A 12,615-nucleotide genomic window follows, 5' to 3' on the forward strand; every position below is an offset into this window, starting at 1 on the left:
GCGGCACATGCCCTGTCAGGCGATGTGCCGCTGCCGGTTTGCTTGCCGGCCGGTTGTTACTTACCGGCCGAGCACGACTCCGATTTGTCCGTCGTGCACTTCCACTGGATAGGTCTTGGCCCGCACCTTGTCACTGAACAGCGATTTGCCAGTCGCGATCTCGAACTCCCAGCCGTGCCATGGGCAGCGGACGATCTCACCCGCCATGCCGTATTCGTAGCGGTAGACGTCAGATGGCAGATTCGTGCCGCAGACGCGGCCGGAGCACAGAGGAGCTCCTAGGTGAGGACAGTAGTTGTACAGTGCATAGTAGGCTTCCCCTCGCCGGTAGATGCCAATTTCCCTTCCGTTCACGGTGACGATGGCATGCCCGCCGTCCGCGAGGTCGCCTTCCTTCAACACGTAATGGATGGCCATGGTTTCCTCCGCATGCTACAGCTTGTAGAGCTGCTTCGCATTTTCGTAAAATATTTTTCTTCGCGCCTCCGGACTCAGCTTGCGCAGAATCGTCGGCGGGTCGAAATCCCAATGCGGGTAATCGCTGGAGTACAGAATCATGTTCTCGGCGTCCACCATGTTGAACAGATCGATCAGATGCTGGGGATTGTCGGGCTCTTCGATCGGCTGCGTCGAGAAGTAGCAGTGCTCGCGGATATACCGGCTCGGTTCCTTCTTCAGCCAGGGCACTGTGGACCGGAGCGCCTTGTAATTCTTGTCGAAGCGCCACATGAGGTGAGGCAGCCACGCGATGCCGCCCTCCACCAGCACGACCTTGAGCGTCGGGAATTTCTCGAAGACGCCTTCGCTGACCATGCTGACCAGATGGGCCATGAACATCTGCGACAGGCAGGTATGCCACTCGATATACCAGCTGGGGTACCCCGCTGCAGTCGGGGGCGTCGAGCTGCCCGCCCCTTCTGCCCCAGGATGTAGCGCCACCGGTAGCCCGTTGCGTGCGGCCGCCTCGTAGATCGGGTGGTATTGGCGCTGTCCGAGGGGAGCCCGTGCCGCGCTGGAGATGATCACCTCAACAATATCGGGATGTCCCCCGATCCGGTCGATCTCGCGTGCAGCCAGGTAAGGATCCTGCGTCGCCACCGCCATCGCGCCCTTGAACGCCTTGCTCTTGGGCAGCCATTCGGCAATAAGATAGTCGTTGTATGCCGAGCAGATCGCTGCCGCGAAGTCGGCGTCGTGGGTCGCCGATATGTTGTAGGCAACCCCGGTCAGGATCGCATACTCGAGATCGTAATCCTCCACCAGCTGCTTGATGACCCAGTCGGGATCGGAGCCGGGTTTGCCGCCCCCCGGCGGGATCGCATCCCTCCGGAGCACCCCCATCGGCGAGTAGTAGCCGGAGCCGGCCATGCCGATCCCGCTCGCCGCTACCCTGCTCCTCCATGGTTCCTGCAAGTAAGGCACCAGCGCCGCGTCGCTCTGTTCATTGTGAACGTCTACGTCGATGACCTTGTAGCGTTCCTCCGCTTGTTCGGTCACTGCATTCCCTCCCCCGCGCCTGGCGCGCTCCGGTTACTTGGAACCGTAGGTACGCGTATAGGCCGTGTTGTACATATTCAGCAGCTCGTCGGAGCCGAGTTTCTTCGCTTGATCGATAAATTGCTGATACGTCGTGTCGTTGATCGGTGTCTTGCCGGTAACGAACTCGGTAAGCTTCTGCTCCAGGAATTTGTTCAGGTTGCTCAGCTTCGATTTTTCCAGCTCCATCTCTTCGTTCGTCTTGACGATCTGCTTCGGAGCCGGCACAATGAATTTCTCATAACTGGCGTTGATCGCCTTGCTCTTCTCGTTCAGTCCGCCCTCCCACGCCGCGCGCGATATGGCATTGTTGAGCGTAATGTTGTCGTACCAGACTCCCCAATCCTTGCGCAGCGTGGTATACGGGCTCGTGCCGAACTCCTTGTTATAAAGCGGCTTGCCGTTCTCCACCGTATAGGTTTTTCCCTCGATGCCGAGCGACAGATACTTGGTGCCTTCCTCGCCGGCGAGGTAATCGAGGAACTTGACCGCTCCTTCCTTGTCTTTCACCTTGGCGGAGATGGCACGGCCTACGCTCCCTACGAGCGAACGGGAGAATTGGTACGGCTTGATATTCGGAGCGGCGAACATCGGGATCGCACTGAATTCGAATTCCTTGTTGCCGCTGGCCGTCCGGCCCTTCTCGGTATTCGGGTCGATGTCCGCTTTCCAATAGTAGGTCACGAACGACTTGCCGGTCAGCAGCCGCTCCTCCCATTGGGCCGCGGTCAACAGCGAATATTCCGGATCGAGCAGCTTCTCCGTGTACAGCTTGTTCAGGAAGACAATCATATCCTTGTAGCCATTATGATAAGGAGCGAAGGCGTACTTGTTGTCGGCCGGGTTCAGGTTGAAAAAGCCCGTGACGCCGGTGAACGCCCTTCCGAAGACGGTATACAGGCCTGTATTCCCGACCGGAGAGTTTGTAATGAGCGGGTAAGAGTCCGGATGCTTCTGCTTGAGCGCCTTCAAGTAATTATAGAATTCGTCGAGCGTTGTCGGCGCCTTGAGCCCGTCCTTGTCCGTGACGTCCTTCCGGTTCCACCAGACGTAGTCAAAGCCCTTGCCCTGCGGGTCACCTTCCAGGATGGGGACTGTATAGATGCCACCGTCCGGTCCGGTTGCGACGGCCTTGGCTTCCGGATAGGTGTCATAAAATTTTTTGAGGTTGGGGGCTTTGTCGAGATAGTCCTTCAGGTTGAGGAATACCTTTTCCGGGCCATGCTCCCGCCCTTCCTGGGTGCTGACCTGGATGAAGTCGGTCACCGAGTTCGTCGCGATCATGATCTGCTTCTTCTCCGCAAAGCCTTCCTGGCTGACGATCTGGAACTCGGGCCGGACATTGGTCTTCTTCTCGATCTCCTTGAAGATTTCCCAGTCGGTTCTAACCTTGCCCTCCGACCGGTCGTAGACGAGCCACGTGAAGGTTTTGGTCTTGGCATCCGAGCCGGAGTTTCCTCCGGTAGAGCTGCTGCTGCTGCATGCCGGGAGTATACCGCCGGCCGCCAGTACCACAGCCAACGAGAAAGCGAGTTTTTCCTTTTTCATCCAACTAACCCCTCCTCTATAAAGTTCCAACAGGATTCTATAGCGATAGAAACCGGCCGGGACCGGCTCTACGTCTATCCCTTGACGCCGCCGATCATGCTGCCCTGCACGAAATACTTCTGAATGAACGGATAGATGCACAGAATGGGAAGCGTCGCGATCATGATGATCGCGTATTTCATCGTCTCCAGATGCTGCGAGTCACCCTCGCCCTGTACGGTCGAGCCTGCAATCAGAATGTTGCGGAGCATGATCTGCAGCGGATACATACTGCGTTCATTCAAGTAGATGAGCGAATCGAAGAACGCATTCCACTGATTGACGGCTGTGAACAGGCCTATGGTCGCGAGCACCGGCATAGACAGCGGGAGCACGACCTTGACCAACACCTGGAAGGAATTGCAGCCGTCGATGGTCGCAGCGTCTTCAATCTCCTCGGGCAGCGCCTCAAAGAAGGTCCGCATGATGAACAGGTGCCAGGTGCTGATGAGCGAGGGCAGAACGATCGCCCAAATCGAGTTGAGCAGGCCAAGCTTCTGCACAATAATGAAGGTCGGGATAATCCCGCCGCTGAACAGAAGCGTGAAGGCGGCCATGAGCAGAATGGGACGGCGGCCCGGCAGCCAGCGTTTAGCGAGCGGATAGGCCATGGCGGAAGTGGCGATCAGCGTCAGCACCGTATGGACGACCGTGTAGCGGATCGTGTTCCAGTAGCTGCGCCACAGATCCGGATTGAACACGAGACGCTCGTAGGCGGCCACCGTTATCTTTTTGGGCAGGAGCAGCACCTTGCCGCTTGCCACCATCGCATTGTCGCTGAAGGAAGCCGACAGGACGAACAGCATCGGATAGACCATGACTACGATGAGACCGAGCATGATCAGAATGTTAACGGCGTCAAAGAGACGCGAGGCGAAGCTTTCTCTTATCTTCATGTGCATGGCCCTCCTACCACAAGCTTGTCTCGGAGTACTTCCGGATGATGCGGTTCGCGACGACGACGAGCACGAAGCCGATCGCCGACTGGAAGAGCCCGACCGCTGTTGCGAAGCTGAAATCCGCATCCAGAATGCCCCGCCGGTAGATGAAGGTGTTGATGACGTCGGACGTCTCGTAGTTCATCGGGTTGTACAGGAGCAGGATCTTCTGGAAGCCGGTTTCCATGAAGTGGCCAAGCCGAAGCACGAACAGAACGATCATGACCGGCAGCATGCCGATAAATGTAATATGGCGCATCTGTTGGAACCGGTTCGCACCATCCATCTTGGCTGCCTCATAGAGAGCCGGGTCGATGCCCGCGATCGCCGCCAGGTAGAGGATCGTTCCCCAGCCCACGCTCTGCCAAATCTCCGAACCTACATAAATCGTCCGGAACCACTCCGGCAGGCCCAGGAACAGAATCGGCTCGATGCCGAAGAATTTGACGAGCAAGAAGTTCAAGAGACCCGTCTGCGGGTTCAGGAATGTCACGATGATCCCCGCTATGACGACCGTCGAGAGGAAATGGGGCATGTAGCTGATCGTTTGAACGAACCGCTTGAAGCCTTTGCTCTTCAGTTCGTGGAACAGGAGCGCCAGGACGATCGGCGCCGGGAAGTGAAAGAGCAGATCGTAGACGTTCAGCATGACCGTATTGCGGATCAGCTTCCAGGAGTCGGGCGTGTTGACGAAAAACTCGATGAAGTGCTTCATTCCCACGAACTTGCTGCCGGCAAAGCCTCTGCCGATCGAAAAATCCTGGAAGGCAATGATGACGCCGTACATGGGCGCATACCGGAAGATCAAGTAGTACAGAATTCCCGGAAGCATGAGCAGGTACAGCACCTTGTGCTTCTTCATCAGCTTCCAAGCCTTGGACCGCTTCGGCGACCGCTCGGGCGCCCTTGCGACCACCGAAGCACTGTGGTTGGTGGACAAAGCGAGCTCCCTCCTTCTACATTAACGATTGAACGCACATGGACCGGATTTCCCTCGTAAACCGGCCACTCCTCTGTCAGCGGCGTCGGATACCAGCTGCCGCCGTCTAATTCGACTCGAAGGCGGATTGTAACCGCTTCCTTTTCGCGGGTCGCCGGTTTGAGCCGGCTTCCGGGCGTCTGCTCCCAGCTTAAGAGAGGGAGGCAGATCGTGGCTAGCGCGCGTTTTTTGGCAGGTCTCCGTTGTTGCGGGAACAAAAAAAGAGACTTGCCAAAAAAGGAAGTCTCACGTTTGGTGCAGCGAGCGATACTTGGCGGGTGTAACGCCCTCATGCTTGCGGAACAGGCGGATAAAGGAGTTGCGGCCCCAATAGCCGATCTTCTCGGCGATGTCGTCGATCTTCATATCGGTCTCCAACAGCAGATGCTTCGCCTTGGCCAGCCGGACACGCGCGACATAATCGACGTACTTCTCCCCCACTTCTTCTTTGAACGTTCTGCTGAAGTGACCTACCGACAGATTCATCCATTCGGCAAAATAATCGATGGAGAGCTCCTCCCCGTAGTGGGTGTCGATGTACGTCAAAATCTCGGCGAACTGGCTCGCCCGGTCCTGCCGCCGCTCCGGCCGGAACAAGATGGAGAGCAGGTCGTGGAAGCACGAGATCAGCTCCTCCCAGGTGACACATCCGTTCAGCCGCTCGAACAGACCGGCATAGAACGGAATGCTGAACCCGCTCTTCTCCGCTTCCGCGAAGCGAATCCACGTATGCAGGATGTCGGCGCACAAGTAATTGATCTGGTAAGCCGAGGCACCCCGCTCTCTTCCCTTCCCGAGCAGCTCCCCCACGAATGCCATCAGCCCACTGTAGTCTCCGGACTGGTGATAAAGCGCCATCCGATTCACTTCGCCGCTCGAAAGGAAGCAGTCCCAAGCACCAACCGACTCCTCGCCCAGCTCCTCCCGGCAAACATCCACCACCGGATCCAGCGTTCGGGCTCTTAGAAGCGCAGCGGCATGCTCATAAGATAGATGAAGCTCCTCAACGGAGGAGACTGTCTTGCCGATGCTTAACGCCGCCTTGATCCGGTCCGTAAAGGGCGTCAGCTGCTGCGACAGGTCGGCCGCAGCCGCTTCCGGGCCATAGCCGGAATCGGAAGCTTGGGGGACGACGCAAGCGAGAAGACGCGGCTTGAGCTGGCACAGCCACAGTTCCCCTTCCGTTCTCTCCGCCGCCATTTTCCTCAACATGGCAGTTATCTCCGGCACGATCATCTCATCATTTCCCGGGAAACGTTCCTGAATCTCGACGCATAAGACGGTATAGGCGATCTTCCCATCGCCCCCCGACATCCAGGAATCCTCCACCTCCCGCCCGTTATCGCGGGAGGACCCGCCCGTATTGCCTAGCAGCATGCGTGAGAGCAGATGCTCCTGCACGAGAGGCGTCATCCCGTCCACCTTCCGCGACAGATCCTGGTTCTCTACGATAAGCAGATTGGAGAAGCGCTTGATGATGTCAAAATCATTGCCTGTCTGCCACCAGCCTTCCGCCACCCGACGATGGGCAGCTAAGCCGTGGCGGATGTCCGCAATCGGCGTGTACAGCCTTCGGCCGAGCCAATAAGAGACGAGGCTGCCCACGGCCAGGAAGAACAGCAGAAAGCCAAGACTAAGCGTCCTCAGCAGGTGGGCGGGCTTCATCAGCGTCTCGAGGTTGATGACGCTCACGTAAGACCAGTTCTCGTCGAATGACGACAGTTTATACGTCAGCGCCCGCTTGCCGTCCGGCAGCCGGATGAACTGCTCCTGGTCGACATAAGCGGGATCGCGCATGGCCAGCACCGCTTTCTCCGTCGTCCCGGTTTGGCTGATGATCTGACCCCCGCTGTCCAGAATCGCCGTCTCCGTCACCCATTTCTCTCCGACGGCGATCTGCTCCTTCAGCTTGGCCCGGTCCACATTGACCACTAGATAGACGTCCGGGACGGGAGCGTTGAACGGATAGCTCATCAGCACCGCCAGGTTCGCGTCGGCCGGCCGGATCATCTCCTGGTCGGGCGCGGTCAGCTGGCGAGGGGCTTGTGTGAAGGCCATCATTTTTTTGCCTTCAAAATTCGCGAAGTAGGTCGCTTCCTTCTGCCGGTCGATCGGATCATAATGCCTGAAGTAATAGTCCTTGCTCGTATAGGTATTGACGTCGATAATCAGGTCCTGTTTGCTGAAATAGAGGTAGGAATTCGCCACGAACGTCCGAGCGTTGACCTTGCCCAGCTGATCCATGAGCGAATGAACGAGTTCAAGCCGCTGTTGGTTGTCGGCAGAGGCATCCGCCGACCTCATGAAGCTTTTGAGCGTAGACGTGCTCAGCATCTGAATCATGTCCGTCTTAAGTGAGGAGAAGACGGCGTCGGTCTGCTCGGAGAAGGTGCGCATCATCGTGCGGTTGACTTGCTTGGCGTCGTTCTCAATCAGGCTCACTACAAAGAAATACGTGAACGTGCTGGCGACAATGGCCGGTATGAGAATCAGAACAAAATACGTGGCGAACAGACGCCAGAACAGCGCCATGCCGCTGCGGGTGCGGAGAGCTCCGCGGAACGGGATTCTCACAGATAAGCATCCTCCTCTCGGGAAAAGCGTGGGACCTGCTGGCGGTGGCGGCTGGAAAGCTCAAATCCTGGATAAAAACCGAGACCGGAAGAAACCGGCGGCGGGGTGTGCAAGCGGCGGCGCGAAGGAAGGGCAAGATGGATGGATGATTTGAAAGCGCATTCATTCTGGTAGCTATTATTTAAGCGGTTCCCCGAGTCCTTTGTCAAGAGAAATAGGGGCGCATCGGCAGGTAAACGGCCGATTTTGTCCTGTCGCCCCTCATTAGCCTGGAAGAACCGGTATACGCAGAAAAAGCACAGCCGGGCGGAGAGGCCGCGGCCGGCTGTGCGCAACGTTGCAGAACCGTTCCTATTTCACCGTTTTGTTGTAGGTCTGGATTTTTGCCGTTATCTCTTTGGCCGCCGCGTCCAGCGCTTCCTTGGGAGATTTTTTGCCGTTCAGCGTCTCCTCGATCGCGCCTTCGACGATTTGCCGGGCTTCCGGGAACACGCCCATCACCGCTCCTTGGGTAGCTGTATTCGGCTTGGTCTGGTGAAGCTGGTCAACGGCTGTCTGGAACTGAGGAAACTTCTGCAAATTGTCCTTGACGCTCTGTTCATCATACGCCTTCTTCGTAATCGGGAAGTATCCAGTGTTAATGTGCCAGTAAGCCTGCTCCTTGGGAGACGTCAGAAACTTGATGAACTCCCAGGCTGCCTTCTGCTCCGCCTCGGACTTGTCGTTCATCATCCAGAGGCTGGCGCCGCCTACGATGACGCCCCCTTCTTTGCCGTCGGACGGTCTGGGCAGGAAGCCGGTGCCGACCTCGAACTTGCCCTGCGCATCGGTCACCAGGCCCCGCAGGGCTGCCGTCGAATCGAGGATCATGCCCACTTGCCCGGCGAGGAACGCCTTCTTCGAATCGTCCGTCTTGCGTCCCAGGTTGTTCATGCTCTTGGCGGCGACCATGTCCTTCCACCAGGTCAGCGTCTTGACGCCGGCTTCGCTGTTCACGATTGACTCCGTCGCGGGACTCGTGCGGCCGTTGCCGTTGTTCACATATTCCGCACCCTGGTTGGCAAAAAACTGCTCCATGAACCAGCCGTAGATGGCAAAGTTCGCTCCGGTCGCCTTGCCCGATTTTGTAATCGCATCGGCGGCTTGCTGGAACTCCTCAAACGTCTTTGGCGGCTTGGCCGGATCGAGTCCCGCTGCCTTGAACAAGTCTTTGTTGTAGTAGAGGATCGGGTTCGAGGTATTGAAAGGCATGGAATACAGCTTGCCGTTCAGCGTATAGTAGCCGGTAATGTTCGGCTCCAGCTGGCTCAGGTCGTACTTATCCGCGTCAATGAACGTTTGCATGGGCGTTACGGTTTTGGAATCGATCATGAAGCGGCTGCCAATCTCATACATTTGGACGAGCGACGGGCCGTCCTTCGAGCCCATCGACGCTTTGAGCTTGCTCAGCAGATCGTCGTAGGTGCCCTGGAAGATCGCTTCGACCTTGACCTTGTCTTGGGAAGCGTTGAAATCGGATACCATCTGGTCAACAACCTTGGTATTCGCGCCGCCCATTGCATGCCAGAACACGACCTTCTGCGGCCCGGCGGAGCTTCCTCCCGACTTTCCATCCGAGCCGCCGCAGGCGGCCGACAGCACCAGGATCACGCCAAGCATCGCGGCTGCAAGCATTCGCTTCGTCATTCGTTTCCTCATCGGCTGCTCCTCGCTTTCTTACTTGAGATAACGGATTGCGGGCCTGCCGGCAAGACTCCAGGCACGCGCCGCATGTCCGCAAATGCTTAAGCTGTAGTACGGTGTAACGCACGACCAGCCGGAAGGCTGAGGCTGATCAGCCTTTGACCGCCCCTGCCGTAATGCCCCGGATCAGCTGCTTGACGCCGAGCGCCAAGAGGAACAGCGACGGAAGCAAAACAAGCGTGATGCCCGCCAGGATCATGTTCCACGAGTTGACCTCCTGAAACTGCAGCATCCCCACCCCGATCTGCACGGTTCGCATCGTCGGCGTATTCGTGATCAGCAGCGGCCATAGGTAACTGTTCCAGTGATTCAGAAAAACGTATACGCCGAGCGTCGAGAGCGCCGGGCGAGATAGCGGAAGCACGATGGCCACGAAATTGCGCAGATGCCCGCACCCGTCGATTCTGGCCGCGTCGAACAGCTCGTGCGGAAGCTGGAGAAAAAACTGCCGGAGCAGGAAGACGCCGAACGCTCCCGCCATGAACGGCACGATCAGGCCCTGGTAGCTGTCCATCCATCCCCAGCTTTTGATGCTGAGGTAGTTCGGGATGATCGTCACTTCCCAAGGAATCATCATCGTCGACAGGAACAGGAAGAACAGCACGTGCTTCCCGGGAAACCGGAGAAAGCTGAACGCGTAGGCGGCCATGCTCGAGGTGACGATCTGGCACAGCATGATGGCCGTCGAGACGAGAAAACTGTTCAGAATGAACCTCAGCACAGGCACCGTCTGTATGGCCTTTTCGTAATTGGCGAAATTCGGTTCGCGGGGAAAAAGAGGGGGCGGAAAGTTCGACACCTCCGCCTCCGACATGAAGGACGAGAAGACCGTGAAAATCAGCGGATAGAGCACCGCCAGCGCAAGCAGCGCCAGAAGGAGATACAGCAGGAAGGAAGACGCCCTTCGGATCATTGATAGTGCACCTTCCTTTCCAGCACGGCGAACTGGAGGACCGTCAGCGCCAAAATGATCGCGAACAGGATGAGCGCTTCTGCGCTGCCGATGCCGAATCGGAAGTTGATGAAGGCATCCTGGTAGATCGTAAAGACGACCACATTCGTTGCGTTCATCGGCCCGCCCTTGGTCAAGATGTTGATTTGGCCGAACGCCTGGAACGCTCCGATGATGGATACGATGAGCACGAAGAAGAGTGTCGGCGTCAGAAGCGGCAGGACGATCTGGAGGAAGGAACGAACCGGACCCGCGCCGTCAATCTTGGCGCTCTCATAGATATCGTCCGGGATTCCCTGCAGACCGCTGAGCAGGACGATGTATACGAAGCCCATATTCATCCAGACGGTCATGAGCGATACGGAGAGCAGCGCCCAGGACGGATCGGTCAGCCAGGGAATGGCCGACACGCCGATTTTGCTCAGAAAATAATTCAGCATGCCAGCAGTCGGGTGAAAAAGAAGAAGCCAGATGATGGAGCCGGTGCCGACCGAGATGATGATCGGAAGGGAGAAGATGAATTGGAAGACTTTCATGCCGCGGAGCTTGTTGTGGGTCAAGGCGGCCAGGAGCAGCGACCATAGGATGGTGGTCGGCACCGTCAGCAGAACGAAGTAGAGGGTGATCTTCAAACTGTGGAAGAAGGCTTCCGAGAGGAACAAATCCTTGTAGTTGTCGAACCAGACGAACTCCGCGACGCGGCCTCGCGGATCGGTCAAGGTCATGCTTAGATAGACCGATTTGAGCATGGGATAGAACAAGAACAGGGCGAAGACCGCCAAAGCGGGAGCCAGGAAGAAGTAGGCCAGCGCGATTTCCTTCCGCTTCGAGCGCTTAAGCGAAGACAGCTCCGTTACAGCCATTCCGGGTCCCCTTTCCAAGAATAGGATGAACGACGAGGAGGGAGAGTGAGCAGCGTCCCGCGCCAGAAGAGGCACCACCAAAGGCGGATTCCCGTTTCCGGTGGAAGGTGAAGCCGAATCGGCTCCCTACAGCAGACTAGCTGATGTAAGCACTTACATAATCTGCATGCAGATATATTACCCAATAATTGGAAATAAGTCAATTATTGACTAACGGCCAAACGGACGTATTCGTCTACTCCAACGGGCCGGACTGAAGCCTGGTGCGTCCCGGAAAAACAAAGAAAGAGGCCGTCCCCTCCCCAATAGAGGATAAACGGCCTCTTGTATTCGCTTTGCAGTTAGGAGCCTTCGAAGGCCCGCTTCTCTTCGGCGGCCGGCAGGAGCCAGCGGTCGAGGAAGGCATACGCCATTTCCCTGATCTCCGGCGGGAAGTCATGCTCCTTGACACCGAGCACCGCCTGGAAGCGCTCCGGAACGCCTAGACGTTCGTACAGCCGGAACAGCTCGACCATGCAGTCGCCGATCGCCTTCCAGTGAGGAAAGATCGCATCGCTCTGCGCGCTGTAGTTGAAGAACGGCGTCGGCGCGGCCAGTGCGGCGATTTCGTGGAATTCGAAGGGCACCCGGCCGAAAGCCAGATCACCGGTCAGCTTGGGGAGATGGGTGTACCAGTCCCGCACACCCCAATGGGTCGGATGCAGATCGGAGGTAAAGGGGCTGAACCCGCAGCTCGAGACGATCGCCTTGATGCGCGGATCGATGCCGCCGAGAAAATAGGCGTTGTAGCCGCCGAACGAATGGCCGATCGCGCCGATCCGGCCGGCGTCGACGAACGGCAGGCTGGCAAGCAGATCGACGCCATGGCGGTGATCGGCGATGTTCTTGCCGACCGTCGACCATTCCGGATAGCGTTCGTAGAACGGGCCGCTGCGAAAGGACTCATAGCCGTCATAGATTCGCTCGCCAGCTGTCAGAGCATCCGGCGCGAGCACCACGTAGCCGCGGCGGACGAGCTCCAGCCCGTACATCCGGCCGGCCTTGCCAGCAGCAGTGGTCGCGACGCAGGCTTTGCCGGCCTCGTTGGTCGGATGAAGCGCCAGCATAGCCGGGGCCTGTGCGTCCGATGCCTCTGGATCCAGTCCCGGTGGCAGCAGCAGGAAGGCGGTCACTTCGTCGCCGTCCGCCGTCTCGTACCGCAAATGCCAGCGGACATGATCGGGCTCCGCCGTCTCGCTCAGCATCCGATAGCGAACGGGAGCGCTGGCGCCGGCGCCGCCGATATAGGCGAGCCAGCGCTCCCGAATCGCTTCGCGCCGCGCCGCCCAGTCCTCCCTTGTCTCGCCTTCCGCCAGCAGCGGCGGAACCCCGCTGCGGTTCAGCTCGAATAGGTTGTAGCCGGTCCCGCTATCTGTCTTCATTCCTTCATCCTCCCTCCATCAT

At 57.8% G+C, this 12,615-nt stretch carries 10 protein-coding genes; all 10 read right to left on the minus strand.

The window, feature by feature from the left end; translation table 11 throughout:
• Window positions 1-60 precede the first annotated feature (60 nt).
• The 10 genes from KJS47_RS05285 to KJS47_RS05330 all read right to left on the minus strand — a co-directional run bounded on the left by KJS47_RS05285 (window position 61) and on the right by KJS47_RS05330 (window position 12,593).
• On the minus strand, window positions 61-417 hold the full coding sequence (locus KJS47_RS05285; protein ID WP_213523413.1) for a Rieske (2Fe-2S) protein: 357 nt from the start codon (window positions 415-417) through the stop codon (window positions 61-63).
• 15 nt (window positions 418-432) lie between these two features.
• Window positions 433-1,497 carry an amidohydrolase family protein gene (locus KJS47_RS05290; RefSeq protein ID WP_213523414.1) on the minus strand — a complete coding sequence of 355 codons (1,065 nt, stop codon included), beginning with the start codon at window positions 1,495-1,497 and terminating at the stop codon, window positions 433-435.
• A gap of 33 nt (window positions 1,498-1,530) precedes the next feature.
• Window positions 1,531-3,084, minus strand: coding sequence for an extracellular solute-binding protein (locus KJS47_RS05295; protein WP_213523415.1), 1,554 nt, complete (start codon window positions 3,082-3,084; stop codon window positions 1,531-1,533).
• 74 nt (window positions 3,085-3,158) lie between these two features.
• Window positions 3,159-4,019, minus strand: coding sequence for a carbohydrate ABC transporter permease (locus KJS47_RS05300; protein ID WP_213523416.1), 861 nt, complete (start codon window positions 4,017-4,019; stop codon window positions 3,159-3,161).
• Window positions 4,020-4,032: 13 nt separating this feature from the next.
• Complete coding sequence (locus KJS47_RS05305) at window positions 4,033-4,923, minus strand: ABC transporter permease (RefSeq protein WP_374707017.1); 891 nt, start codon at window positions 4,921-4,923, stop codon at window positions 4,033-4,035.
• A gap of 363 nt (window positions 4,924-5,286) precedes the next feature.
• Window positions 5,287-7,614: a helix-turn-helix domain-containing protein gene (locus tag KJS47_RS05310; RefSeq protein WP_213523417.1), complete on the minus strand. Its 2,328-nt coding sequence runs from the start codon at window positions 7,612-7,614 to the stop codon at window positions 5,287-5,289.
• A 351-nt stretch (window positions 7,615-7,965) separates the two neighbouring features.
• Window positions 7,966-9,300 carry an ABC transporter substrate-binding protein gene (locus KJS47_RS05315; protein ID WP_249716126.1) on the minus strand — a complete coding sequence of 445 codons (1,335 nt, stop codon included), beginning with the start codon at window positions 9,298-9,300 and terminating at the stop codon, window positions 7,966-7,968.
• A 148-nt stretch (window positions 9,301-9,448) separates the two neighbouring features.
• Entirely contained in the window at window positions 9,449-10,270 is an 822-nt protein-coding gene (locus KJS47_RS05320; RefSeq protein WP_213523421.1) for a carbohydrate ABC transporter permease, read from the minus strand.
• Complete coding sequence (locus KJS47_RS05325) at window positions 10,267-11,172, minus strand: carbohydrate ABC transporter permease (protein ID WP_213523423.1); 906 nt, start codon at window positions 11,170-11,172, stop codon at window positions 10,267-10,269. The genes KJS47_RS05320 and KJS47_RS05325 overlap by 4 nt, the downstream gene beginning before the upstream one ends.
• 341 nt (window positions 11,173-11,513) lie before the next feature.
• Window positions 11,514-12,593, minus strand: coding sequence for an alpha/beta hydrolase family protein (locus KJS47_RS05330; RefSeq protein ID WP_213523425.1), 1,080 nt, complete (start codon window positions 12,591-12,593; stop codon window positions 11,514-11,516).
• Window positions 12,594-12,615 lie beyond the last annotated feature (22 nt).

It is taken from the genome of Paenibacillus sp. J31TS4 (assembly GCF_018403265.1).
Taxonomy (GTDB): domain Bacteria; phylum Bacillota; class Bacilli; order Paenibacillales; family NBRC-103111; genus J31TS4.